This is a genomic window from Vibrio sp. MM46 (assembly GCF_027587135.1).
Lineage (GTDB): Bacteria > Pseudomonadota > Gammaproteobacteria > Enterobacterales > Vibrionaceae > Vibrio > Vibrio harveyi.
In genome coordinates this window covers 260,298-286,700 of sequence record NZ_JAPPTO010000002.1, presented here as the reverse complement: position 1 = coordinate 286,700, position 26,403 = coordinate 260,298, and the positions used below count along the sequence as shown (strand labels likewise).

General features: G+C 45.4%; 26 protein-coding genes. 3 read left to right on the top strand and 23 right to left on the bottom strand.

The genetic code is table 11. The annotated features are described in order from the left end of the window. Positions 1 to 8: 8 nt before the first annotated feature. The 9 genes from OH459_RS03270 to htpX form a co-directional block, all read right to left on the bottom strand. The gene (locus tag OH459_RS03270) at positions 9 to 527 is read right to left on the bottom strand and encodes a DUF3833 domain-containing protein (protein ID WP_005450780.1); all 519 of its coding nucleotides are present in this window, start codon (positions 525 to 527) and stop codon (positions 9 to 11) included. Positions 528 to 541: 14 nt separating this feature from the next. After that, on the bottom strand, positions 542 to 1,135 hold the full coding sequence (locus OH459_RS03265; RefSeq protein ID WP_017188200.1) for a chalcone isomerase family protein: 594 nt from the start codon (positions 1,133 to 1,135) through the stop codon (positions 542 to 544). Then, positions 1,095 to 1,607 (bottom strand): DUF2878 domain-containing protein, encoded by a 513-nt coding sequence (locus OH459_RS03260; RefSeq protein WP_005450782.1) that lies wholly within the window; start codon positions 1,605 to 1,607, stop codon positions 1,095 to 1,097. Before OH459_RS03260 ends, OH459_RS03265 begins: the two co-directional genes overlap by 41 nt. 6 nt (positions 1,608 to 1,613) lie before the next feature. After that, entirely contained in the window at positions 1,614 to 2,870 is a 1,257-nt protein-coding gene (locus OH459_RS03255) for an SAM-dependent methyltransferase (RefSeq protein WP_101904970.1), read from the bottom strand. Next, the gene (locus tag OH459_RS03250) at positions 2,864 to 3,685 is read right to left on the bottom strand and encodes a DUF1365 domain-containing protein (RefSeq protein ID WP_005450784.1); all 822 of its coding nucleotides are present in this window, start codon (positions 3,683 to 3,685) and stop codon (positions 2,864 to 2,866) included. The genes OH459_RS03255 and OH459_RS03250 overlap by 7 nt, the downstream gene beginning before the upstream one ends. Position 3,686: 1 nt before the next feature. Then, complete coding sequence (locus OH459_RS03245) at positions 3,687 to 4,997, bottom strand: NAD(P)/FAD-dependent oxidoreductase (RefSeq protein WP_269985488.1); 1,311 nt, start codon at positions 4,995 to 4,997, stop codon at positions 3,687 to 3,689. A 12-nt stretch (positions 4,998 to 5,009) separates the two neighbouring features. Next, positions 5,010 to 5,735, bottom strand: coding sequence for an SDR family oxidoreductase (locus tag OH459_RS03240; protein ID WP_017819149.1), 726 nt, complete (start codon positions 5,733 to 5,735; stop codon positions 5,010 to 5,012). Then, positions 5,732 to 6,151: a nuclear transport factor 2 family protein gene (locus OH459_RS03235; RefSeq protein ID WP_005450787.1), complete on the bottom strand. Its 420-nt coding sequence runs from the start codon at positions 6,149 to 6,151 to the stop codon at positions 5,732 to 5,734. The genes OH459_RS03240 and OH459_RS03235 overlap by 4 nt, the downstream gene beginning before the upstream one ends. Before the next feature lie 228 nt (positions 6,152 to 6,379). After that, a complete protein-coding gene (gene htpX, locus OH459_RS03230) occupies positions 6,380 to 7,249 on the bottom strand; it encodes a protease HtpX (RefSeq protein ID WP_005450788.1) in 870 nt (289 codons plus the stop codon). 637 nt (positions 7,250 to 7,886) lie between these two features. Here htpX and OH459_RS03225 point away from each other — a divergent pair. Beyond that, entirely contained in the window at positions 7,887 to 8,054 is a 168-nt protein-coding gene (locus OH459_RS03225; protein WP_005450789.1) for a hypothetical protein, read from the top strand. Between the two features lie 94 nt (positions 8,055 to 8,148). Here the strand turns inward: OH459_RS03225 and bioD are convergent, their stop codons facing one another. Genes bioD through bioB form a run of 4 tightly spaced genes read right to left on the bottom strand, consistent with a single transcriptional unit; the run spans position 8,149 to position 11,840 of the window. Further along, complete coding sequence (bioD, locus tag OH459_RS03220; protein ID WP_009698190.1) at positions 8,149 to 8,832, bottom strand: dethiobiotin synthase; 684 nt, start codon at positions 8,830 to 8,832, stop codon at positions 8,149 to 8,151. After that, positions 8,829 to 9,650 (bottom strand): malonyl-ACP O-methyltransferase BioC, encoded by an 822-nt coding sequence (bioC, locus tag OH459_RS03215; protein ID WP_050935180.1) that lies wholly within the window; start codon positions 9,648 to 9,650, stop codon positions 8,829 to 8,831. The genes bioD and bioC overlap by 4 nt, the downstream gene beginning before the upstream one ends. Continuing rightward, positions 9,650 to 10,801, bottom strand: coding sequence for an 8-amino-7-oxononanoate synthase (gene bioF / locus OH459_RS03210; protein WP_269985480.1), 1,152 nt, complete (start codon positions 10,799 to 10,801; stop codon positions 9,650 to 9,652). Before bioF ends, bioC begins: the two co-directional genes overlap by 1 nt. Further along, positions 10,788 to 11,840 carry a biotin synthase BioB gene (gene bioB / locus OH459_RS03205; protein WP_005450797.1) on the bottom strand — a complete coding sequence of 351 codons (1,053 nt, stop codon included), beginning with the start codon at positions 11,838 to 11,840 and terminating at the stop codon, positions 10,788 to 10,790. The genes bioF and bioB overlap by 14 nt, the downstream gene beginning before the upstream one ends. Before the next feature lie 130 nt (positions 11,841 to 11,970). Here bioB and bioA point away from each other — a divergent pair, with 130 nt between their 5' ends. After that, positions 11,971 to 13,248 carry an adenosylmethionine--8-amino-7-oxononanoate transaminase gene (gene bioA / locus OH459_RS03200; RefSeq protein WP_050932663.1) on the top strand — a complete coding sequence of 426 codons (1,278 nt, stop codon included), beginning with the start codon at positions 11,971 to 11,973 and terminating at the stop codon, positions 13,246 to 13,248. Positions 13,249 to 13,346: 98 nt separating this feature from the next. Here the strand turns inward: bioA and OH459_RS03195 are convergent, their stop codons facing one another. The 8 genes from OH459_RS03195 to lrp all read right to left on the bottom strand — a co-directional run bounded on the left by OH459_RS03195 (position 13,347) and on the right by lrp (position 22,641). Next, on the bottom strand, positions 13,347 to 13,613 hold the full coding sequence (locus tag OH459_RS03195; protein WP_269985476.1) for a DksA/TraR family C4-type zinc finger protein: 267 nt from the start codon (positions 13,611 to 13,613) through the stop codon (positions 13,347 to 13,349). A 137-nt stretch (positions 13,614 to 13,750) separates the two neighbouring features. After that, complete coding sequence (locus OH459_RS03190) at positions 13,751 to 14,179, bottom strand: hypothetical protein (RefSeq protein WP_017188206.1); 429 nt, start codon at positions 14,177 to 14,179, stop codon at positions 13,751 to 13,753. After that, a complete protein-coding gene (locus OH459_RS03185) occupies positions 14,169 to 15,071 on the bottom strand; it encodes an N-acetylmuramidase domain-containing protein (protein ID WP_045488171.1) in 903 nt (300 codons plus the stop codon). The genes OH459_RS03190 and OH459_RS03185 overlap by 11 nt, the downstream gene beginning before the upstream one ends. Positions 15,072 to 15,274: 203 nt before the next feature. After that, positions 15,275 to 16,582, bottom strand: coding sequence for a serine--tRNA ligase (serS, locus tag OH459_RS03180; RefSeq protein ID WP_005450806.1), 1,308 nt, complete (start codon positions 16,580 to 16,582; stop codon positions 15,275 to 15,277). A gap of 92 nt (positions 16,583 to 16,674) precedes the next feature. Beyond that, positions 16,675 to 18,030, bottom strand: a complete 1,356-nt coding sequence (locus OH459_RS03175; RefSeq protein ID WP_038889531.1) for a replication-associated recombination protein A — start codon at positions 18,028 to 18,030, stop codon at positions 16,675 to 16,677. Beyond that, positions 18,031 to 18,657, bottom strand: coding sequence for an outer membrane lipoprotein chaperone LolA (lolA, locus tag OH459_RS03170; RefSeq protein WP_009699192.1), 627 nt, complete (start codon positions 18,655 to 18,657; stop codon positions 18,031 to 18,033). A 61-nt stretch (positions 18,658 to 18,718) separates the two neighbouring features. Next, positions 18,719 to 21,994, bottom strand: coding sequence for a DNA translocase FtsK 4TM domain-containing protein (locus OH459_RS03165; protein ID WP_269985465.1), 3,276 nt, complete (start codon positions 21,992 to 21,994; stop codon positions 18,719 to 18,721). A gap of 152 nt (positions 21,995 to 22,146) precedes the next feature. After that, complete coding sequence (gene lrp, locus OH459_RS03160; protein WP_005437169.1) at positions 22,147 to 22,641, bottom strand: leucine-responsive transcriptional regulator Lrp; 495 nt, start codon at positions 22,639 to 22,641, stop codon at positions 22,147 to 22,149. A 156-nt stretch (positions 22,642 to 22,797) separates the two neighbouring features. Between lrp and ald the strand changes: the two genes are divergently transcribed. Next, positions 22,798 to 23,922: an alanine dehydrogenase gene (gene ald / locus OH459_RS03155; protein ID WP_239969196.1), complete on the top strand. Its 1,125-nt coding sequence runs from the start codon at positions 22,798 to 22,800 to the stop codon at positions 23,920 to 23,922. A 93-nt stretch (positions 23,923 to 24,015) separates the two neighbouring features. Here the strand turns inward: ald and OH459_RS03150 are convergent, their stop codons facing one another. Together OH459_RS03150 and cysB are read right to left on the bottom strand one after the other, a co-directional pair. Further along, on the bottom strand, positions 24,016 to 25,212 hold the full coding sequence (locus OH459_RS03150; RefSeq protein ID WP_239969195.1) for a methyltransferase: 1,197 nt from the start codon (positions 25,210 to 25,212) through the stop codon (positions 24,016 to 24,018). A gap of 53 nt (positions 25,213 to 25,265) precedes the next feature. Next, the gene (gene cysB / locus OH459_RS03145; RefSeq protein ID WP_005450814.1) at positions 25,266 to 26,240 is read right to left on the bottom strand and encodes an HTH-type transcriptional regulator CysB; all 975 of its coding nucleotides are present in this window, start codon (positions 26,238 to 26,240) and stop codon (positions 25,266 to 25,268) included. Positions 26,241 to 26,403 lie beyond the last annotated feature (163 nt).

Sequence of the window (26,403 nt, the reverse complement as noted above, 5' to 3'; positions counted from 1 at the left end):
CAGCAATTTTATTGCCTCTGAAAAAACAGAGTAATCGTCCCTACTTCGATCCCAAACTTCTTGATCTTAGTGAGATTAAACACGTGCATTTCGTCTTGGCGGTAGAGCCAGTCATCAAATGAAACCGTGATAGTTGAATCATCCATTTTTAGCTCAAAATCGTACTGCCATTGCAGAGCGTTTCCTACCTCTTTGCCCGTAGCGACACCAATAATATCATCCGCTTTCCCCTGATAAGTACCGTCTGCAAGTTTGGTAATGACCCAGATTCGCTGGTCAAGTTCACCATCGTCAAAGACAAAGTCTTCCACCAGCGTTAACTCATTGCCTTCAACCGTTCCAACAATATCGACTTCAAAGCGGCGAGTTTGCTTCTCGGTGTAATCTTGAACCATCCCCCACGCTTTGACATCGCCTTCAAAGTAGCCAAATAGATCAAAAGCCGGTGAGGACGCCTGGTAATTATCTATGTCAGCCGAACATGCGCCGAGTAACGTTGCAGCAGCGACAACCGATGTTTTGATCATTCGTTTTATTATTTTCACTGCCTCACCTGCCCAATCAGTTGTTTACGAAGTTTGGGGAATTCCGTCTGTGGTGATAACCAAATTGAAAGAAAGGCATCATTGAGGCGCTCATCATTCACATAACCAACCGTCTGGTAAGGTTTACTGCCTGCTTGACGATAAATCAGTTGACCATTTTTACCATCGGTAAGGTAGGTAAGCTCATCGCCTTTCTTGATGTCAGGAAACATAGTGTTCAATTCAGAAATCCACTGCTGGCGATAAGCCTGAGTAAAACCCAGCTTTTGCCATTGTTCGTCGGTCACATCAAGTAGCTGGTCTCTACTGATATCGCGCTGATAGTTAATCTCGAGAGCAAATGGATGGGGAGAAATATCACCGGACACCATATATATGCCCTCAGGCGCTTTTAAGCGAGATTTATAGATATCAAACACGAACCAAGTGAGCTGCGCTTCGCCGACAGTTTGCCATTGCTGCCAATCGCTATTTGTTACTCCGTTTGTACTCGTCACACTTTGCGCTTGCAAAGGCACCGCACAGAATAGGGAGGCGACAATTACACTGCTAGTCAGTTTCCGTTTCCAATTTATCTTCCAACTTTTCATTTCCGTACACCTTGAGTATCAATAGCATCATCAAACACCATTCAACGAACAAAATCGCTAGTGTCGCGCTAACGCTGAAACCAAACTCGACAGCCTCAAGCTTATAACCGGCAAAGTAGCTGGCTGTGCCTCCGAGACCACCTACTATTGATACGTAAATTTTGGGGAAACGGTACAAAATTGACTTAAGTTGATAAGCGTACCAAGAGAACAGAACCCACAAACATGTGAGCCATAAGGGTAACCACGTGGTCGGAAATATAAAGACAGAAAATTGCTTATTGAGTGTGTCTAGCACCAAACCCACAAAGACAACCATTGCGATACGTTTGAGAGCGGAGGGCTCCACTCTCCAACAATGTACTATGGTCAGCAATGTAAGTATTAAGGTCAGCGACTGCCACTGATAGGTTCCAAGCACAGCTAAAAACCAGCATAGTTGGAACCAAGTTGACGCTAAAAACACTTTCATGACGAACTACGGGCGCTGAAACGTCATATGAACCGCACTGATCGTGCGAGCTAGAAACCCACCTTCACAGTAACTTAGATAGTATCGCCACATACGTACAAAGCGATCATCGTAACCAAACGCACGCACGTCATGCTCTGATTGATTAAAGCGGTGGTGCCATTCGTTAAGCGTCTTGGCGTAATCCAACCCAATATCAAACAAGTCTCGCGTCACCAGGTCACTGTGTTTAGTTGTTGCTTGGGTGAGTGACGTTACCGAAGGTAAAAAACCGCCGGGGAATATGTACTTCTGAATGAAGTCGACATTGTTGCTGTAGTAATCGTAACGCTGATCGGCAATAGTAATCGCTTGGATAGCCATCAAACCACCCGGCTTTAGCAGGGACTCACACTTCTTGATATAAGAAGGTAAAAATTGCTTACCCACGGCTTCTATCATCTCAATAGAAACAAGCTTGTCATAAGACCCCATTAAGTTTCGGTAATCTTCTTTGAGCAAGGTGATTTTGTCGGTCAAACCACGCTCATTTATCTTCTGTTCAGCGTAGGCATACTGTTCTTCAGAAATGGTTGTCGTGGTCACTCGACAGCCATACTGCTCAGCCATATAAATCGCCATTGCGCCCCAACCGGTACCAATTTCAATGACATGGTCGCTAGATTTGAGCTCAAGTTGTTGACACAGGCGTTCCATCTTATTGATTTGCGCCTGCTCTAATGAGTCATCCACTTGGTTGTACAGGGCCGACGAGTACAGCATATTCGTATCAAGAAATGCTTCATACAAATTGTTGCCTAAATCGTAATGAGCGTGAATGTTTTTGCGCGAGTTTTCTTGCGAATTGCGATTTGTCCAATGGCTCACCTTATATAACAGCCTCGTTATCCAGCTGCCCTGCTCTTCAAGCTTATCCAGCGCTCGCATGTTAAGCGCCATTAGCTTCATCAATGCTGTCAGATCTGGACTATCCCACCACCCATCCATATAGGCTTCACCCGCAGCGATACTGCCGCCCTGTAGAATTCGGGAGTAGAACCCCGGATGCTTAACTTCAATAGTTGCAGCAACGGGATCTCCGTTATGCTCACCATTGGGTGTTGAAAAACGTTCGCTACGCTCAGTCGTTTCTGTCTTGAAGCTCTCAATGACCGTCAAGCATCCAATCTCCATCTTTTGCAGACACTGGAAAAGAACTCCACGGGCCGCTTTTTGCGTTGTTGTTAATTCACGCGGCATTGCGATAGAAGTTGTATTTAACATGCAGAGTTCTCCTTATGCTTATTATTTTTCTTGTCTTCACCCACATGGTTTGCTTCGCCCTTACTGGATTGAGCGTATTTTGGATGTGAGTAAAAAGGTGCGCCTTTAATCCACAATTTCAGTGCGTGCCAATAAATACCAACCATTACTTTTACCGTTTGAATCGGCGTAACGATCAAGCATTTCAACAAGGCATTACTTGAAAAGGGCTTGGCTTTCATAGCCATAGTCGCATCAAAATGTTTTTCGCCTTTATGGCATTCCAAATGAATATTCAGCTTGTCTGTTAAAGGTTTGATTTTCCATCGGTACAGTTGGTCGATTGGGTTGAAAGGAGAAACATGAAATGCTTTGTTCTGCTCCCACCCAAACTCTTCATCTTGCTCGTCCGCTGCTACCGCATAATAATGACGTTCATTCCAAGGTGTGTTGCTCACCTCTGCGAGAAGGTACTTCCATTCCCCTTCTTTGTTATAAACGTAGTAGAAATTGACCGGACTGAAATAGAGCCCTAGATAACGTAAGTGACAAACCGCTATCACTTTACCGGTCAAACGAACACCAGCTAGCGCTTCCAGTTTGTCTTGAACCGCAGATTTTACGCACCCTTTACCACCGATATAATCACTGCGCTTAAAACGTGCCCAATGCCACCATCGCGAACCAAAGCCCCATACTTTTTTCTCTAACGCTTCGAGCTCGTCCACGTCGATGGCTGGCATAAATAGTGAGTAATTCAACTCATGCTTTATAGGCGTAAAGCGACGGTGACGGACGTTACCTATAAATAATCTGCTGTTCATCTGACTATCCATATCATGCCGCGCCTTTTTCAAAAGGAACCACATTTTGCTCGCGGTACTTTTCTTCTAGCCCTTGAACAACATCGAGTGCGCTACGGACACCATCTTCATGGAAACCGTTGTACCAATAAGCACCGCAGAACCATGTGCCTTGTATACCTTGCACTTCGTCTTTACGTTGCTGTGCAGCGATAGACTCCGTCGTAAACACAGGGTGATGATAAGTGAATGAGCGTAGGATTTTGTTTGGGTCGATTTGTTCCGTACTGTTCAAAGTGACACAGAAAGTATGCTCAGACTGGACATGCTGAAGGATATTCATGTTGTAAGTAAGCGAAGGAAGTCGTTGCTGCTCATCTTCACTGCCTTCTAGCAGATAATTCCATGACGCCCACGCTGCCTTACGTTTTGGGAGTAAACGGGTGTCTGTATGCAGTACAACCTCGTTTGCTTGATAGGTCATATCCCCTAGAATTTCCTGCTCGGTTTGGCTGATATCTCCTAGCATTCTCATTGCTTGATCACTGTGACAAGCGAAGATAACGTCATCAAACCAATGTGTTTCTCCATGAACCTGAACACCTACGCCATTTTCATTTCGGATAACTTTCTCTACAGGGCTGTTTAGACGAATATCATTGGCATAGCCTTTCGTTAGAGGCGTAATGTAAGAGCGAGAGCCACCTTTAACCACGTACCATTGTGGGCGATTTGTAATATCCAACAAACCGTGGTTGAGGAAGAAGCGTAAGAAAAACATAAGCGGGAATGCACGCATATCCGCTAGTGTCGACGACCAAATTGCAGCGCCCATCGGCAAGATGTAGTTGTCGGTAAAGAAAGCACTGAATTTGTGCTCATCCAGAAACGCTCCCAACGTCTGGTTATTAGTTAACTGTTCATTGGCAAAGCTTTTAGCCAGTTTGTTGAAGCGAAGGATTTCAAAAATAAAACGATAGAACTTTGGATTTGCCCAATTTCGTTTTTGAGCAAACAATGTCGATACAGTGTGTCCGTTGTATTCCAATCCATTACCATCGTTTCTGACGCTGAAGCTCATCTGAGTAGGAATGCCTTCAACGCCAATCTCATCCATCATTTCTATGAAGTTTGGGTATGTACGATCGTTGTATACGATAAACCCAGTGTCGATTGCATACTCTTTACCATCAAGACTGACATCAACAGTCGCCGTATGACCACCAACGTAATCATTCGCTTCAAACAACGTCACGTCATGTTCTTTATGTAAGTAATAGCCACATGTGAGACCAGATATCCCTGTACCTACGATGGCGATTTTTTTTCTTCCTGCCGTATTCATGATTCTTCCTTCTTATGATGCGAGTTTTGAGGTAAGCCGAGCTTGCCAGCTATACGGAAGCAACGAGATAAAACGCAGAACACCGGTGAATCTCGCCGGGAAATAAATATGGCTTTTGTTGGCATCCAACTGTTTTCGAATCGCAGCTGAAGCCTGATTGACAGAAACAATCATCGGCATGTCAAACGTGTTTTTGTCAGTAAGTGGCGTTTCGACAAAGCCAGGGAACACCGTCACCACTTTGATACCTTTCTTCTTCAAATCGACGGCTAGCGTACGTGCAAAGTAACTGACGGCTGCTTTTGAAGCGCCGTAGGCTTCAGCACGAGGCAATGCGACCTCTGACGCGATTGACCCGACAATTACAACACGATGCCCACGTTCAAATTGCCCCTGACACGCTTCGACACAATTGGCCACACCAACGACGTTAACGTTCATAACACGCGCCATGAGTTGCGCATCAACAATGCCATCATCCATGTATTCACAGTCACCGGCATTGAAAATCCAAGTTTCAGGGATAAACGGCAGTTGAGAGAGAGCTTGAATTGTTTCGTCGTACTGAGTCACGTCGAAGCGTAAAGTCGACATGTTGGTTGAACCTTTTTCTAGCTCAGCCAATACAGCTTCGTTACGACCACATGCAATCACTTTCCAACCTTCATTGGCATAATCCAAGGCGAGCTGTTTGCCAATGCCTGAAGTTGCCCCGGTGATAAGTACTGAGCCACTCATTGCCCTAACCTCTGTTTAATGGTTTTGACGACAGAACCTAGGAGCGGTAGGTTCTCGTAGAGCATTTCGCCCAAATCAAAATAATCACGATGGTAAATGACTTGCCCTTCACAAAACTTAAGGTGGGATACACCATTTACAGATATCGGCGCACCCTTTTGAAGCTTAGGATGTTGTAAATCCATCGTCCAAGTGAGAAACCCAGTTTCTCCGACTTGTTGATGGTCATGGATAACGAAGTCACAGCGAATGACATTGGTGTATAAGGACTGAAAGTAATCGGAAAGTGCAGGCCACCCTTCTAATCGATGGGCTGCATCTTCAAACACCACATCTCGGTGGTAAACCCCTTCAAGCAAATGCAAGTTTGCTTTACTCAACTTCTGATATATGTTGCCAACTGACTGAATGTCCATTCCTTTGCTCCTATACCACATCAAAAGTTGTACAAAAATATCATATGTACAAGATAGACTAATCATGAAAAGTTGTACAAAAATATTTTTGTATAACTTTGTTTCTGAACAGTGATACGTGATGAAGTTCAGCAGAGATCAACAGACACAAAAAAAGGCTTGGTTAAAAAACCAAGCCTTTTCAAAATTTTAACTAGCAGTAAGTTGAACTGTTAGCTTACAACGTGATTAGTATTGTTGGCTACGTAGCGCTGCAATACGTTTATCTAACGGTGGGTGGCTCATTAGAAGTTCTGTCATCGAGCGCTTACCGTTAATACCAAATGCCATCATAGTGCCATCTAGTTGAGATTCGTGACTCATCTTCAAGCGCTCTAGTGCTGCGATCATCTTCTCTTTACCGACTAATTGAGCAGCCCCTGCGTCTGCGTGGAATTCACGATGGCGGCTGTACCACATGGTTAAGAAACTTGCTAGGAACCCGAATACCAGTTCAAGTACCATAGATACACCAAAGTAAACCATCATGTTGGTACCTTGACCTTCCTCATCATCGTTAGAAGCAACAATATTTGCGATAAAGCGAGATAGGAAGATAACAAACGTATTCACCACGCCTTGCATTAGCGTCATCGTTACCATGTCACCATTAGCGATGTGGCTAACTTCGTGCGCCAATACCGCTTCTGCTTCATCACGGGTCATGTTGTGTAGTAGACCGGTAGAAACTGCAACCAATGAATCGTCGCGTTTTGCACCCGTTGCGAATGCGTTGATGTCCGCAGAATCATAAATTGCAACAGTTGGCATACCAATGCCAGCTTGCTGAGCTTGACGTCCAACCGTTTCAAGAAGCCAATGCTCTGTTTCGTTACGAGGACTTTCGATGACCATGCCACCCACAGAACGCAGTGCCATGCCCTTAGACATCATTAACGAAATAAATGCGCCACCAAAACCAAATACAGCAGCCATCACAAGTAGACCAGATAGACTGCCTGGTTGCATTCCAGTTACAGCGTAAACAATATTCAGAACAACACTAAGCACTAGCACAACAGCTAGGTTAGTTGCTAGGAATAACATAATTCGCTTCATTACTTTTCTCCGAGGAAGCTTATCGTTTTTTAAAACAGATGTTTTTTAAACGGATTATTATATGGAACAGGTTTTTATAAGTAACAGAACGCTTGAAAAGCTGATTCCGCTTAGTTTCGTGCTCCGTTGCGTTATAGATATAGTCTATCCGCGATAAAAACAAGGTTAAGCAATAAATTGCAACATTTGTTTTCGAGACTGAAATAATATACCCAAGTAACCTCGAGATGCTAGGTTCAGCGAGAATGACTTGGTTTGTAGACGCGGCGACGATTTAAAGATCTAGTCACTCTAAATCAAGAATCGGCAACAAAGTATACAAGCCAAGACAACTCGCCCTTCGGGAGCGTGTCATTGCCTCGATTTCTGCGTCAAACAACTTGGAAAGAGCTGGCTATTGCGCGGTGTTGTTTTCCTTGAACTCGAATCAATGACAACGCTCTGAATCCTGCATCTTGAAGTCACTTGGGTATACACACCTTTTTACACTCTTAAATCAGCACTTTAGACCGAGTATAGACTTTGGTCTTATTGTGCGACTATCTGTACGTGCTAGATTCGGGTTAGATGAACGAAACGGGGTTAGCTTTTAGGACAATTAAGCAGCTCCAAACTTCCATGTCTTGAGGGAAAAATCATGGTAGAAACTAACGACTATCAAATGGCTATCGATCTACTTTGTTGTCACCTGGGTATCTCAGAGGATGAGGCAAAGCAACAACTAGGTATTTCAACCGATGCTCAAATGTCAAAGCGCGTTGCAGAAACACAACAGGCGTTGATGGGGCTTAGCCAAGAGAAATAAACTGAACGTCGAATCTTACGATTAGACACAAAGGTTTACACGAAAAAAGGGCTGCATTTCGCAGCCCTTTTGGTTTTAACTAAAACCTTATTACTTATACGTTCAGCAACGGTTCAACGTTGATGTATTTGCCTAACTCTTTACGTTTAGCACTTGGGATGTACGGGATCTCACCGAGTTTTGGCGCGTCTAGACGTTCTTCCAACATATCGATGATTTCTGCATAGTGCTCTGTGCCCGGATTCACGCGATTTGCCACCCAGCCGACTAGATTTAAACCATCAGCTTTGATGATTTCAGCGGTGAGCAATGCATGACTCAAACAACCCAGCTTAATACCTACAACCAATACGACAGGTAACTGCTCTTGCTGTACCCAAGTCGACAAGCTGTCTGTATCAGACACAGGCACACGCCAGCCACCAGCACCTTCCACTAGAACAATGTCAGATTGCTCTTTGTGTTGAGCCAATTTCTCGCTCAGTACTTCGTATTTAATTTCTACATGTTCATGTTTAGCGGCGATGTGAGGAGAAGCAGGTAATTCCAAAGCGTATGGGTTTACATCGTCGTATGCGATATCGAGTGTCGCCGCTTTCTGCAGATGCAATGCATCCGAGTTACGCCAACCTTCCGCCGTCTTGTCGCTTCCTGCTGCCACTGGCTTGTAACCAATGGTGTTAAGCCCTTTTGCACCAAGTGCTTGCAAAATAGCTTTAGACGCTACCGTTTTTCCTACATCAGTATCCGTACCAGCAATAAAAAATGCATCAATCATTTAACTATGACTCCAAAACAAACCTGATAACTTGCAGGTAGAAGACCTTGATCGTTTCTAAATGCTTGGTACGCGCGCTCAACCTGCAACAAAGTGCGACGGCTCGTCAGACCATGTGAGCGCCCGCTTACGTGATTTGCACCAATGCCTTTGAGATCACGCATGACAGAAAACGCTGAATCGTACCAAACTGTGATGGGGGTCAAGTCTAGATGATGGTTGTGGCACCAAGATTGCGCTAACGCAATTTTTACCTGATTGTGGGTAATAAAGTTATTCACGTGTTGATATGTATCAATTTTTGACCAAGCCTCACGCAACTCATAAAGCGAGCCATCGACTAGCGTAGAGAAACACCCGCTTCCCCCCACTTTTAAGACACGACGTATTTCTCTTAATGGGTAACTCAAATCTGTACACCATTGTAAAGCCAAACTAGAAAACACGTAGTCGTAGCTTTCATCATCAAAAGGCAAGTTTTCAGCATCAGCCAACTGATAATGCATGTATTCAGAACCACAACGTTGCTTTGCTTTATCTAACATGGCTTGAGAAATGTCACCGCACACTACTTCTGCGCCCCGCTGCTGAAGAAGCTGAGAAAAGTAGCCAGTGCCACATCCTAAATCTAACACACGCTTGCCGGTTAAATTTGTAGGGAGCTTATTAAGTAACCGATGTCCAACGTCGCGTTGAAACGCTGCATGTTTATCGTATGTTTCTGCAGCTTTACCAAATGAAGAGGCAATCGCATCCTTATCTTGGTGAAAGCTCTCTAATGCGACCATTTGTGCTAAAGCGGAAGTTGCATTATCCATTACAGCGCTCCTAATGCTTGCTTCAATGCCATTGAAAGCGTTTTAACTTGTTCATTAGTATGATTAGCAGTAAGCGTAATTCGAAGACGAGACGTCCCTTTCGGTACCGTCGGAGGACGAATAGCCGTCACCCAAATACCGTTCTGACGACAAGCACCTGCAACTTGCAAAGCCAAATCAGATTCACCAATCAAAAACGGCTTAATCGATGTTTGAGTCTCAACAAAACCGTCAAGATCACTGAGATTGTCTCCATACACTTCCCCCAATTCTGTCAGTTTTTCACGCCGCCACGACTGCTCTTGAATCATCGAGACAGCATGCGTCAGCGCATAGGCTTGTGCTGGAGGTATCGCCGTAGAATACACATGGTGACGAGCAAATTGAGTTAAAAAATCCCCCGTTGCGCGATCACATAAAATGGCTGCACCAGACATTCCAAATGCTTTGCCAAAGGTCACGATCAATATCTCGGGCTTAACCGCCGCCAATTCACATGAGCCACCGCCAGATTCCCCGAGAACACCGATACCATGAGCGTCGTCTATAGCAAGCCATGCATCATGATTACTGGTGACATCAGCGATATCAGCAAGTGGGGCACAGTCACCGTCCATGCTGAACACCCCTTCGGTAACCACAAGATTGTTATCTTCAGCGCTTATGAGTGATGAAAGGTGCTCGATATCGTTATGTTTGAAGCGCTTCATTTTAGCTGGTGACAACACACCAGCCTCCATCAAAGAGGCATGGTTCAAACGGTCTTGGAGCAATACGTCTGATTTTTCTAGCAGAGTAAATAGCAGCGCTTGGTTAGCACTGAAACCAGAGCCAAATAGGATTGCCCTCTCGTAGCCCAGCCATTCAGTTAGCGCCGCCTCTAAATTGCCATGCGCCGCACTAAACCCCGTAACCATTGGAGAAGCACCGCTGCCACTGCCATATACGCTCAAGCCTTGCTGCCAAGCACGGACAAGTGCTTGGTCATTTGCCAAGCCCAAATAATCATTACTTGAGAAATTGATGTAACGTCTGCCTTCGTGCTCCAAAATTGATTGGTTACCAGCAAACACCACATTCATGGAACGACTCAGCCCTCGCGTTTTACGCTCAGCAAGAGCGGATTCGATACGAGATTTAAACGCTGGCATCGTAGAAAAGATCGTCTTTTGTCGGGCGAGCAGCAACGCGCTCTACGACGCGATCGAGTAGCTCGTTTTCTTCGATTTCATCAGGTTTTTGAGACACCTCTTGGCTGTTAATGCCAAGCTTCTTAAACAACATCATGTCTTTGTCTTCAGAAGGGTTTGGTGTAGTTAGAAGCTTGCAGCCATAAAAAACAGAGTTAGCGCCGGCCATAAAGCAAAGCGTTTGCATTTGTTCGTTCATGTTTTCACGACCAGCCGATAAACGGACTGCGGATTGAGGCATCATGATTCTGGCAATGGCGATCAAACGAATAAAATCGAACGGTTCAACGTCATCAACTTCTTCGAGTGGTGTGCCCTTCACCTTTACTAGCATGTTGATTGGTACACTTTCAGGATGCACTGGCAAGTTAGCCAATTCAACCAACAAACCTGCTCGGTCATGTGCACTTTCACCCATACCAATGATACCGCCAGAACAAATTTTCATACCTGCATCACGAACGTGAGAAAGCGTGTCTAAGCGGTCTTGGTAAGTACGTGTGGTAATGATGTTGCCATAGAACTCAGGTGAGGTATCGAGGTTATGGTTGTAGTAATCCAGACCTGCAGTAGCCAATTGCTTAGCTTGATCTGGCGTTAACATACCTAACGTCATACAGGTTTCTAACCCCATGTCTTTCACACCTTTGATCATATCGGTCAAATGTGGCATGTCGCGCTCTTTCGGGTTTTTCCACGCAGCCCCCATACAGAAGCGGGTCGAGCCAGCGTTTTTCGCTTTTTGTGCAGCGTCGAGCACACGCTCAACTTCCATCAAACGTTCTTTTTCAATGTCTGTGGTGTAGCGAGCACTCTGAGGACAGTACTTACAATCTTCTGGACAAGCACCTGTCTTAATCGACAAAAGCGTGCTTACTTGAACATGGTTGGTTTGTTGATATTGACGATGAACAAGCTGCGCTTCGAATAGGAGATCCATGAATGGTTTTTCCATGAGATCGCGCACTTCAGCATGCGTCCAGTTATGACGAACTTCCACGTGTATTCCTTTAATCACTTTTTTTGTTGTGTTGACAGTCTACTGAGTCTCGATAAACTGTCAACACAACATAAAACAACAAAGTTTACATTTGGTTATTTTTTAAACTCAATTATTATTGGAATAGCACATGGATCTCGCCTTCGACCGCCAGCATATCTGGCATCCTTATACTTCGACGTTGACACCTCTGACCTGCTACCCAGTTGCATCAGCAAATGGAGTGCGTATTAAATTGGAAGATGGCACTGAGCTTATAGACGGGATGTCTTCTTGGTGGTCGACAATCCACGGTTATAATCATCCGCACTTAAATCAAGCGGCTCACCAGCAAATCGAGCAGGTCTCTCATGTGATGTTTGGCGGGATTACCCATCAACCAGCAATCAATTTGTGTAAGAAACTGCTGTCCCTCGCACCAAGTAACCTTGAACATGTCTTTCTTGCTGATTCTGGCTCCGTTGCCGTAGAAGTGAGCTTGAAGATGGCACTGCAATATTGGCATGCCAGGGGCGAACACCGACCAAAGTTTCTCACTTTACGACACGGTTATCACGGCGATACTTTTGCGGCAATGTCGGTTACCGATCCTGACAACTCAATGCATTCTCTCTACAAAGGCTTTTTGCCTGAACATATCTTTGCGGAGTCACCAACTTGTGGTTATTGGGATGAATGGAAATCAGAAGACCTTACTGACTTCGAGCAAAAGATAGAGACGCACCATCAAGAACTTGCTGCGGTGATCCTAGAACCTATTGTTCAAGGCGCAGGTGGAATGCGCATCTACCATCCAGAATTTCTCAGAGGTGTGCGTAAGCTTTGCGACAAATACGGCTTGTTATTGATTGCAGATGAGATCGCAACCGGGTTTGGACGCACTGGCAAATTGTTTGCCTGCGAACATGCAGATATTCAACCAGACATTCTGTGTGTCGGTAAAGCGCTCACTGGAGGCTACATGACCCTCTCAGCAACCCTAGCTAGCAAACACGTCGCAGATACCGTTTGTGGCGGTGATGCTGGGTGTTTTATGCACGGTCCAACCTTTATGGGTAACCCGCTCGCCTGTGCTGTTGCCACCGCAAGTTTGGAATTGATTGAGCAAGGTAATTGGCAGCAACAAACCCAACAAATTGAAACGCTGTTTTCCGAGTTGCTGCCAAAACTTGAAACATACGACTTGGTGAAAAGCACCCGTTGGCTAGGTGCTATTGGCGTTGTGGAAACGTATAGCCCAGTAAATATGGAAACCATCCAAGCTCTCTTTGTTGAGCACGGTGTTTGGATTCGTCCATTTGGCAAACTGATTTATATGATGCCACCGTTTATCAGCAAACCAGACGAAATTGAAAAGTTGGTTAATGCGATTGATGCTGCTTTGCAACGCGAAGATTGCTTCGCTTAATTCGTTCTCGGTTAACGCAGGACACTGTGACAAAGAGACAAATAAGAACGGTTTGAATTGCTACTCAAACCGTTTTCTTGTCATTGACTCAAGGAAAGCTATCGAAGTTGACTGTCTTTACTCGCACGTCGATTGAACAGTGCTTGGCGTCGCGACACCAATTCGATCGTTGACTGGCATTCGATACAAAGACGAACGCCTTTCATTGCAAGACGACGCGCTTCTGGGATCTCATCACCACACTCATCGCAGTAATGGGCGCTCTCACCCTTTGTGATACTGCCACGAATACGGGAAATCTCGTCGTCTATTGTGTTTTGAATTTGTTGGCTGACGCTATCGTCGTTTGCCCACCCTACGGCCATAAGCCCTCCTCGTTACTTGAATGAGAAAATCTACTTACCGTGGTAAGGTGGATGATTATATCGATTACAAATAACAAGATAATTAGGGTAAATTCGAAAACACTATTACGTTTTAGTAATAATTACTCTGTAATCGATTATTCGGCGCTCTCATGGAAAAGCAATGCAAGGTTACTCATACTCCCTTCCTCGCATTCAAAATGCTGCGTTTGCTCAGGCTCTCTCAAAGTAACACTGAGTATCTTCTCTACCTCATCAAACTCCTCGCTAAAGTACTCACTAACCAATATGACGCGCTCACCAATACTAAATTCCAGTGACTTCTCATCTACCAACGCTCGATGATACTGGTCTAATTTAAAGTCCTTTATAACTAATGATCTTTCAATACTGCTCCCCCCTAAGCTAAGCTCCGACAGTAGAACCTGACTGTTTATGTTTTCTATTGATATTTCTAGACGGTTAGGATGTGAAGCATCACACTTAAATAGCGCAGTATTAGTGTGGCTGGAAGCACAAGCAGATGAACTAAAAATAAGTCCAAGCAAAGAAATGTTACGCAGCATTTTTAATCGAAGCATATTTTTTGTAAGCCTTTTCTAATTTGACGTCGTATTGATTTTTCTGATACTCAGAACCATTGTAACCATGAGCAAAGGCAGCCCAATTTTTATCTCTTATATGCTCACCTAAGCCAGACTTTTGGATAAACGTAACAAAAGCCTCAAGTTGTTTCTTCTCCGACTCGAATACAGCTTTAACAAAGGATTCAGCGGTAACATGACCAGCTAACTTGAAATTAAAGCCCATAATTTGGAAACGTCCCCAAGATGCGGAACGGATTGCTGCATTTGAATTCAGTTCAATCGCTTTATTTAAACGTACGTATTCTGAGATACCACCGACATAAAGACTTCGATTCCAATGCCGACTTGAAATACTTGGATGACTGTTATCGTAGGCTCTTGAAGTGAGTCTCGAAAATATATGAGCCTCAAACAAAATCTTTGGCTTACCATTGCTAAAGTAGGCTTCTCCTCGGCTCTCAACTTCCGCTACAGCTTTAATAGCAGCGACTTCGCATCCAAGAGTTTCAGCTACTTTGCGATAATCCAAGTCCGTCAACGCATCTCTTGAGCCAACCAAAGGTAACGTATATGCCACCGCAGTCTCAGGTGTTCGTTTTAAATAATCATTCAGCTTACGATGGCTTCTTCCATTCACATCTATCCTTCCATCTGGACGAGCCATCCCAACAAGGTTTTTCTGAAAAGCTTTAATTGCGCCGACAGTTTTGGAGTTTTCCGGTCTAGAGCCTAGTTTCCCATCCACTTTAAGTTCCTTTACTCCCTTTAAAGAACCAAGCAATTGGTTAATAGACCTTTGTACCGTACGAATGTCACCATCCACATTTTTACCACCCAAGCCAACAGAGCCGCTTATTCTTATTGAAGCCATGAAAGTACCTCCTCTTTATCTTTTGGAGGAGCTTGTCACGCTCAATGAAGCTTAGAAAAATGTCATTAGGGGCTGGTTTTAATAATTTGGGCTAACTATGCAATACCTCATCCTACATTTACATAACAACGTATTTTCACTCGACGCAGATAACAAAAAACCCAGCACTAAGGCTGGGTTTTGGTGTTCTAATGGTCAATGAATTAACCGATGTGCGTTGCGCCCGCCATGTACTTCTGAAGTACTGTAGGGATTGCAATGCGACCGTCTGCTTCTTGGTTGTTTTCTAGGATAGCAACCATGGTACGACCAACCGCTAGACCAGAACCATTTAGCGTGTGTACAAGCTCAGGTTTCTTCTCGCCTTTACGACGGAAACGCGCTTGCATACGACGAGCTTGGAAGTCCCACATGTTAGAACATGAAGAGATTTCACGGTAAGTTTCTTGAGCAGGAACCCACACTTCTAGGTCGTAAGTTTTACGAGCGCCGAAGCCCATGTCACCTGTACACAGAACCACTTTACGGTAAGGAAGTTCAAGAAGCTGTAGAACTTTCTCAGCATGACCGGTTAGCTCTTCTAGCGCGTTCATTGAATCTTCTGGTTTAGTGATTTGTACTAGCTCAACTTTGTCGAACTGGTGCATACGAATCAGACCACGAGTATCACGACCGTAAGAACCGGCTTCAGAACGGAAACATGGTGTGTGAGCCGTCATCTTAAGTGGTAGATCCGCTTCGTCAGAAATCGTGTCACGAACTAGGTTCGTTACTGGCACTTCTGCAGTAGGAATTAGAGACAGTTTACGTGGCTCTTCGTCGTTTACTTTTTCTACTAGCGGCTCAGTGTGGAAAAGATCTTTACCAAACTTAGGAAGCTGACCGGTACCGAATAGGCTGTCAGAGTTTACTAGGTAAGGTACGTACATTTCAGTGTAGCCGTGTTCTTCTGTGTGAAGATCTAGCATGAACTGAGCGATTGCACGGTGTAGACGAGCAAATTGACCTTTCATCACGATGAAACGTGCGCCAGTGATCTTAACTGCACTTGCGAAGTCTAGACCGTCACCCATTTCGCCTAGGTCAACGTGATCTTTCAGTTCGAAGTCGTAAGATTTTGGCTCACCCCAACGAGAGATTTCTACGTTATCGTTCTCATCTTTGCCATCTGGCACTTCATCTGCTGGGATATTTGGTACAGAAAGCGTGAATTCGTCTAGCTGAGCCATTACTTGCTCAAGTTCAACTTTCTTCGCATCAAGATCGCTACCTAGTGTACCGATTTGTTTCTTGATCTCTTCTGCGCCTTCTTTGTCACCAGCCGCCATTTTTTGGCCGATTTGTTTGGAGATGGAGTTACGCGTGGATTGTAAATTTTCAACTTCTACTTGAATGGACTTACGTTGTTCTTCAAGTTTACGAATAGTCTCTACGTCTAGCTTAAAGCCACGACGCGCCAGTTTAGCAGCTGTTTCATCCAGCTCTGTACGAAGTAATTTAGAATCCAGCATTGTTAATCCTATGCTTTTTGTTGTGAAATCACGCGCACTTTCCAAGGCGTACGCGTTAAAAAAATTTACGCAATAAATGTATCCAAAAACGCCTACTTTTCATAGCGCTTTTGTGGGCTATTTGCGTCTAAAGTAGCCAAGTAATCTAACTTTTCGCCGATTTTGGTCTCTAGACCACGATTTGTCGGCTGATAGTACCTACGATCACCCATTTCAGGCGGCAAATATTGCTCACCTGCGGCGTAAGCGCCAGGCTCATCGTGCGCGTAACGATACTCTGCCCCATAACCCATGTCTTTCATCAAACTGGTCGGTGCATTTCGAAGGTGATGCGGCACTTCATATTCAGGCAAGTTATGAGCATCTGTGAGCGCTTGTTTCCACGCCACGTATACCGCATTACTTTTTGGCGCACACGCTAAGTACACGATCGCCTGTGCAATAGCGCGCTCACCTTCTGCCGGACCAACACGAGTAAAGCAATCCCAAGCGGAAAGTGCCACTTGCATTGCGCGAGGGTCAGCATTACCCACATCTTCAGAGGCAATCGCCAGTAGGCGGCGAGCAATGTACAAAGGGTCGCAACCTGCTGCGATCATACGTGCAGCCCAGTAAAGCGCGGCATCAGGGTTAGAGCCACGAATCGACTTGTGTACAGCAGAGATTAAGTCGTACCAAATGTCGCCTTTGTTATCGAAGCGAGAGACTTTCTCCCCTGCTACTTCCGCAAGCAACTTAAGTGTGATCTCTTTTTCACCTTGTGCATTGTCTTCTGCCATGTCGTATAGCAGCTCAAGATAATTGAGAGACATACGAGCATCACCGTTTACCAGTTCTGCTAGGCGGTCTAATACGTTATCAGCGAAGTGTGCTGGCGTATTACCCAGCCCACGTTCTTTATCGCTAATGGCTTGGTTTAACGCCAACGAGATTTCATCTTTGTCGAGAGATGTTAGCTTGTACACACGTGCACGTGACAGCAATGCGTTGTTTAGCTCAAACGATGGGTTTTCTGTCGTCGCTCCAATAAAGGTAACTGTGCCATCTTCAATATGCGGCAAAAACGCGTCTTGCTGAGATTTGTTGAAGCGATGCACCTCATCCACAAATAAGATGGTGCGGCGACCCGCCATTTTGTTCTCACGTGCTTTCTCGATTGCTGCACGGATTTCTTTCACACCAGACGTCACGGCAGACACGCGCTCAACTTCAGCATTGGCATAGTTTGCTGCCACTTCTGCCAACGTCGTCTTACCTGTGCCTGGCGGTCCCCAAAGGATCATAGAGTGAATATGACCAGCCTCTAGCGCACGGCGTAGTGGCTTACCGGGACCTAAAATGTGCTGCTGACCGATGTACTGTTCGATCGTTTCCGGTCTCATACGAGCAGCAAGGGGACGAAAATCTTCGTCCCCCGAGAAATCTAATGTGTAATTGCTCACTACCAATTAATTCCTTTGATCATCCACTTCCACGCCATCTGGGATTGTGAAGGTGAATCTGTCTGCTTTTGGTTTGCCAAGCTTCACGTTGCTAAAGCTGAACAGCCCCTTCTGACCATCTTGCTCAACTACGTTAAAGCCTTTCACCACACCTTTTGCATCAATATTAATCTGGAATTGACCTTGTGTGGAGTCTACTGCGGTAGGAATGAGGGTGAACTCGTCACCCTTTTGAGAAATCTTGTAGTTATCCCAATCACTTGCGCGGTTACGCGTTAGCAAAACAAATGGCGTTTGCTCTGTTGCTTGTTCTTGCCAGTAGATGCTGACTTGTTCAATGAATGGGCTGTAGTACCACAGTGTTTTACCATCAGAGACCAGCAAGTTTTCGTCAGGGAATGTCGTGCTCCAGCGAAACAGGCTTGGACGAGCAATTTCAACCGTACCTTCCCCTTCCATGACTGTTTCACCTTCTGGGCTGATTACTTGCTGTGAGAAATCCGCACTGAAGCCATCATTCATAGACAGGCGTTTGTTTAATTCATCTTTAGGAGACGCGGCATGTGCAGTAGAGAAGAGAGAAAAGCTTAAAACAAGCGCAGAGAAAAGTTTCGCTGAAAATAGTTTTTTCATTCAGATACCTATTGTTAGAACCACTCACCTCAGTTGGACTGAGGTGAGTAACACAAGTTCATTAATCTTTTGGTGGCGCAGGAGCCAGTACTTCACGGTTACCGTTATGACCCGGAGCACTTACGATGCCTTGCGCTTCAAGCTGCTCAACAATTCGAGCCGCTCGGTTGTAACCAATCTTGAATCGACGTTGTACGCCAGAAACCGACCCACGACGAGATTGAACCACATGCTCTACGACTTGATCGAACAATGGGTCCACTTCTTCATCCGATTCCATCTGTTCACCCGGAAGCAGACTTTCTGGACCTTGGTCACCACTGATGATTTCGTCGATGTAATTAGGCTTACCACGCGCTTTCCAGTTGTTAACAACAGCGTGAACATCATCATCCGACGCAAACGCACCGTGAACACGGATTGTATGGCTTGAACCCGGAGGTAGGTAAAGCATGTCACCCATACCGAGTAGTGATTCTGCACCGCCTTGGTCAAGAATCGTGCGCGAGTCAGTCTTAGTAGATACTGTAAATGCCACACGCGTTGGAATGTTCGCTTTAATCAGACCGGTAATAACGTCAACCGATGGGCGCTGCGTCGCAAGGATCAAGTGAATACCAGCCGCACGCGCTTTCTGTGCCAAACGAGCAATCAGTTCTTCAACCTTCTTACCTACCACCATCATTAGGTCGGCAAATTCGTCGACAACCACAACGATGTAAGGCAGTTTCTCTAGCAACGGTGGCTCAGTGTCCATGCTGTCGCCTTCTTGCCAGAATGGGTCATGAATTGGGTGACCCGCTTCTGCTGCCATCTTCAACTTCTCGTTGAAGCCTTTGACATTACGGACGCCCAATGCCGACATCAGTTTATAACGGCGTTCCATCTCGCCAACACACCAACGTAGCGCGTTAGACGCGTCTTTCATGTCCGTTACAACTTCAGAAAGAAGATGAGGAATACCTTCGTAGATTGAAAGTTCCAACATTTTCGGGTCGATCATGATGAAACGCAGATCTTCAGGCGATGCTTTATACAGCATACTCAAGATCATGACGTTCACACCCACCGACTTACCAGAACCAGTCGTACCCGCAACTAACACGTGAGGCATCTTCGCAATATCAGCAATAACCGCTTCACCAGCAATATCTTGACCAAGAACGACTGTTGTCGGCGAGGTTGCTTGTTCAAATTGAGGACTGTTGATTACATCAGACAGGAACACGGTTTGGCGGCTCATATTAGGCAACTCTAGACCCACATACGGTTTGCCTGGAATAACTTCGACAACACGTACTGCCATTGCTGACAATGCACGAGCCAAGTCCATAGACAAACCTGAAATACGGCTCACTTTTACGCCCGGAGCCAAATCAAGCTCGAATCGAGTGATAACAGGACCTGGGTAAATACCGACTACATCAGCTTTAATCTTGTAATCTGCAAGTTTGGTTTCAACCAAACGAGCCACCTCCTCCAAAGCGTCGCGGTCGATAAAGTTGTCGCGTTTCTCTGGGTGGTAAAGCAATTCTAGCGTTGGCAATGGCTCTGCTGGTACTGGCAAGTTTTGCTCTTGTTGTACCAAGAATGGGTTTTGCTGAGCAGCCACTTTCGCTTGAGCGCTCGAAACCAAGTTTTGGAACGCCGCTACGTCTTGGTCACCTTCTTGAACCTCTTCTACCTCGACATCTTGAGGCGCTGGTGCTACCGGCTGAGGCGCAGCTTGGTGCTGCATGGGTTGTTCTTGTATAGCCGGCGGTTGTACAGGCTGAGAAACAGGTTGTTGCGGCTCAACATGTGTAGGCTGAGCTTGCTGTACAGGTTGCTGCGCTTGGTAATCATCTTCTTCATCCAAGACATCAAAGTTCGAAATCGTTGGCTCGATGTGCTGGCTTGGCTCTGTTTGTTCTGCAATGTTATCCAAAGCTGCAGCGTTAATTACAGGCTCTTCATGTAGAGGTTGCTCTGTAGTTGGCTGTTCGATTGGCGCGTGAACCAATGCTTGTTCTTGAACAACTTGGGGCTGTTGAGCCTGATCTGCTTCATACTGAGCATACTCATCGTAGCTTGGCTCATTCTCGACCTGTTCAAAGACCGCTGGTTCAGGTGCCACAAACGGTTCTTGCAGCGCTTGTTGATGATCAACTTGCTGTGGAGCTGGTTCTTGAGCAACGGACTGTGGCGCTTCAGGCTGAGCCACAATAGGTGCAACCACTGGCTCTTGGGCTTGTGATACTTGAACTTGTGGCGTTTCATCAGCCCAGTCGTCAGCTTGTTGCGCTGCCGCTTCTAGCTCCTCAATGGTGACATTCAGTTGCTTAGTACGCTCAACCGTCGGATCCACGTTGTCTGTGTTCACTGCTCGAACAGGCTCAACTGATTGAGATTGAGCTTGCTCTTGAGCCTGATGCTGAACTTGAGATTGTAGTGGTGCTGCATTCACAACCGCTGGTTGAGGCGTTGGCTGCGCTATAGGTTGTGTCGTAAACTGCTGTTTCGGTTGTTCCGCTGCAGATTGAGGCATGTAGATCGGGTATTCATGTGCAGGCGCCTCTTCTTTCGGCTCTTCTACATCATAAGCCGTAAGGTGCGGCAGAGGTTCATCTTCAAGATCATCTTGACCGCGCTTACTCACGACTCGGTCCTCAGCTAACTCGTCTAATTGAGGCTCTAGCGTTTCTTGCTCAGTACCACGAGCTTTATTAGTAACAGCAGCAACTAAGCCAAGCGCACGGTCACCTAACCATTCGACAATCTTCAGCCAAGAAATACCGGTAAACAGAGTAAAGCCGGCTCCCCATAGGAAAAGAAGCACAAGCGTTGTACCCAACACATTGAGTGTAGGTAAGGATAGACTGGTTAGTACGTCACCAACGACACCACCAGATGAGAAATACCAAATGTCGTCAAAGTTAATATCAGCAAGACCACAACTGGTGAGAATGAGGATAACTAACCCAAGTAGACGAGTACCCCACAACATAAGGTCGATAGGATCGTCTTCAGAACGCTTACGGCAAATCACCCATGCTCCTGCTGTCAACAGGAATGGCAGTGGGTACGCAAGGGAACCAAAGGTAAAGAATAGCGTGTCGGCTAACCAAGCGCCGAACAAGCCACCAGCGTTATTGATCTCTCCCCCCCAAGCAGTTTGGGACCAAGACGGATCAGCTGGGCTAAAGGTAAATAATGCAACGGCCAACAATACCGAGCTAAGAACGCCAACGATAAAGCAGCACTCTTTTAAGCGTTGGAAGCCATTTAGACGTGAAGACTGAGGCTCTTCACTGGTTTTGATAATGGTTTCGACTTTCTTTGCGTTCTCTTTGAACATAAATCAACTTGAATATGGAAATGAATTAGGAATAAGCAAAACATTCCGAGCGGCACAAAGCCGCTCGGTAAATTGATTTAACCATATCAAAGAGAAAAACCCAATTACTCTATGGAGAAAGCGGAAGCATTTACCGCTTTCTTTGCAAGAATTTAACGAGTTTTAATCACAAGCTGGTTAGTTTGCTTCACTTCTTCCATAACGACGTACGTACGAGTGTCATTTACGCCAGGAAGACGTAGTAACGTATCGCCTAGTAGTCGACGGTAAGCACCCATATCAGATACACGGGTCTTTAGAAGATAGTCGAAATCACCTGATACAAGATGACACTCTTGGATGTCGTCTAGTTTTTGAACAGCTGCGTTAAACTGCTCGAACACATCTGGTGCACCACGGTTCAACGTAATTTCTACGAATACCAATAGTGATGCATCGAGGAACTGCGGGTTTAATAGCGCAGTGTACCCTGTGATGTAACCTTGACGCTCTAAGCGACGCACACGCTCCAAACACGGCGTTGGAGAAAGTCCTACACGTTTTGAAAGTTCAACGTTCGAAATACGACCGTCTTTCTGCAGTTCATTAAGAATGTTGCGGTCGATACGGTCTAGTTCCTTGGACGGCTTCTTATAGTTGTCTGCCATTTTTTATTCCACCTTATTACTTCCTTGCAAAAAAATATACTACAACTTTTTAATATTTGGTGCCAAATATTACAAATCAACATCTATACTAGATATTAATTCGACAATAACACCCTACAAACAGTTAATACAACCATTTTAGAAAGAGGACACAGGATGATCATTGGCGTACCTAAGGAAATCAAGAACCACGAATACCGTGTGGGTATGATCCCAGCTAGCGTGAGAGAGCTAATCTCACATGGTCACCAAGTTTTGGTTGAGACCAATGCAGGTGCCGGCATTGGTTTTTCAGACGATGATTACATCGCTGTAGGCGCATCCATTCTTCCTACTGCTACAGACGTGTTTGCGAAAGCAGATATGATTGTAAAAGTAAAAGAACCCCAAGCTGTCGAGAGAGCAATGCTCCGCGAAGGGCAGATTTTATTTACTTATTTACACCTAGCACCAGATTTTCCACAAACTGAAGAGCTAATCAAGAGCAAAGCTGTCTGTATAGCGTATGAGACTGTAACAGATAATATGGGTCGTTTGCCACTGTTAGCACCAATGTCAGAAGTGGCAGGTCGGATGTCTATTCAAGCAGGTGCGCAAACGTTGGAAAAATCGCACGGCGGTCGCGGTCTACTACTAGGTGGCGTACCTGGTGTTGAGCCTGCGAAAGTTGTTGTCGTTGGCGGCGGTGTAGTTGGCGCGAACGCAGCTCGTATGGCTGTTGGTCTTCGTGCAGACGTAACTATCCTAGACCGTAACGTAGATACTCTACGTAAGCTAGACGAAGAATTCCAAGGTCGCGCTAAAGTGGTTTATTCTACTGAAGACGCTATCGAGAAGCATGTTCTAGAAGCAGACCTAGTGATCGGCGCGGTTCTAATCCCTGGTGCAGCAGCACCGAAACTGGTAACAAAAGAGCACATCGCTAAGATGAAGCCAGGTACGGCGGTTGTTGACGTAGCCATCGACCAAGGTGGTTGTTTCGAAACTTCTCACGCAACAACACACGCAGACCCAACTTACATCGTTGACGAAGTTGTCCACTACTGTGTAGCAAACATGCCAGGTGCAGTTGCTCGTACTTCAACATTCGCGCTGAACAACGCAACGCTTCCATACATCGTGAAGCTAGCAAACAAAGGCTACCGTGAAGCGCTTCTTGAAGACAAAGGTTTCCTTGAAGGTCTAAACGTTATCCACGGTAAAGTGACTTGCAAAGAAGTTGCTGAGAGCTTTGACCTAGAATACGTTGAACCAGCGCAAGCTATCGCAATGTTCAACTAATGACAAAATAACGCACAAATTGTCACGTTTTGTTTACAAAAGCCCACATTAAAGTGGGCTTTTTTGCATAGAGCATTTAATTATAAAAAATAACTAAACCTTATAAGCACAAAGTAAAATGTTTCGAGGTGTGACTGATTTAGCGCAAAACTCTGCCAATCTAACACGATAACCACGTTCTTCAAGATAAAGTACTTTGTCCAAAGCAAGCCAAATCTCCAACGGTCGTTGAAACATCAACTGAACCAAGCTCAAACGCTCCATTTGCCAAAAGCGCTTCTCGCCTAACTTTTCGAAATGTTCAAAGTCGATTTGGTCAGAGAGATCGATACCTTTCTGGTCCGCTGCCCAACGACACAAAGATTCAAATCCTTCACTTAATTGCGACTTACGCACACTTGGAACTGGTTGGTACTCTTCCATGCCCAACGCTTGTCGTGTGATCAAATCAAACCCAAGACGAAACACCATTTCCTGCTGACGATGACGTCGCACACGTTCTCCACCCGTTACTGTTTGTTGTAACGGAATACGCAGCTCTTGTTTAGACAATGAGAGAGAAGAAGCCCTGCCCTGCGTCGACATCGGCTGATACTGCTCAGACTGAATCAGATGGTAACAACAAGGTGAGATTGTCATCGCAGCAATCCCATTCTCGCTTCCGTACTGCATTAAGCGAACATGGAGATCACCACAGGCATGAAGTGCTACCGCGTGTTGCGTCGGTTTAAACACCGCTCTCGCTTTGCTATCGAACGCATCACCTTGAATAAACGTCATCTTCCAATGGTGTTCATTCGCTGCTTGTTGCCCCGAATCACACAGCGCTTGCTGGTATTCGAAACTAGTAACAGGTTGATCGGTTTGCGTTGTTAGGATTCGTCCCAAATACCCTTTACCTGAACACCACTCTAGCCATTCTTCACCGTGATGATGTTGAATCGCCGCTTCGCCCATCGAGCTAATTTGCTCTAACTTACGACCGGGGATGCCGTTATCTAAACCACGGACAAGTTCCAAACCCTTTAAATCTAGTGGCTCTAAAAAAGTGAGTTCTGCGAGTTGTTCAAGTTCAGGCAAAAACGGACTGAGTGCTTTTAGCGCAAGTTCTGGTTCCGCTTTATATTCTTCGATTTGAGAGGGACTAAGAGACGCTAACCATTGGCACAACTGAGGGTGTTGCTCTTGCCAAGGTAACGATACGTGAACGCTGCTTTTAAATGGCTCGAATCGCCACAAAGATTGGTTTTCGATTAAGCAGTCATTAATAAATTGAAATTGCGTTTTCATAGCTCCCCCTACAACGAGCGCATTGTAGAGGGAATCGAAACATCAATGAAGTGTTATCTAACCGGAAGCTCGATGTCTTTAAACATCTCTTCGATTTCCGAGTTCGATTTCAGAGAAATCGCTTGTTCAACTACCGGACGAGTCAAGTGTGGTGCAAAACGCTCCATAAAGTCGAACATGTAAGAACGTAGGAAGGTACCGCGACGGAAACCGATGCTTGTCGTACTCGCACCAAACAAGTGGCTTGCATCAATCGCAACCAAATCGCTGTCTTGGTCTTCATCAACCGCCATACTTGCAATCACACCGACTCCAATACCCATACGAACGTAAGTTTTAATCACGTCAGCATCTGTCGCAGTGAACACAACGCGCGGCGTCAAACCTTCGCGGTTAAATGCCGTATCCAGTTCAGAGCGACCAGTAAAGCCGAACACGTAAGTCACCAATGGGTAAGCTGCTAAATCGTGAATGGTTACCGTGTCTTTCTTCGCCAATGGATGTTCTTTTGGTACCACGATCGAACGATTCCAGTGGTAACAAGGCAGCATAATGGCATCTTGGTAAAGGTGGAGAGCTTCTGTCGCAATCGCGAAATTGGCCGTACCTTTCGCAATCGCTTCAGACATTTGCGAAGGCGTACCTTGGTGCATGTGCAGCGACACTTTCGGGTAACGTGCCGTAAAGCCTTTGATCACGTCGGGAAGTGCGTAACGTGCTTGGGTGTGAGTGGTAGAAATGTTCAACGTACCCATTTCAGGGTGAGTATGTTCACCAGCAACCGCCTTAATGCTTTCAACTCGCGCCAGAATCTCTTGAGAAATTCGCACGATTTCTTCACCAGCGGGTGTCACCTGCGTTAAGTGTTTACCACTTCGTTCAAAGATCTGAATACCCAATTCATCTTCCAGCAAACGAACTTGCTTACTGATACCAGGCTGAGAGGTATATAGGCTCTCTGCCGTCGCAGAAACATTCAGATTATGGTTCACAACCTCAACAATGTACTTCAGTTGTTGCAGCTTCATCGTAATCCCTTACTCATTGATTGAGATAATAACGTCATACTTATCTTGTCTACTCGCCCGAGTAGATATAATGATTAGTTATAACGTGTTAGCAACTAAATGAACAGTAATTTCTAACTTATAGCTCAAACTCATAGCGAATCGAACACCTTGATTAAATATG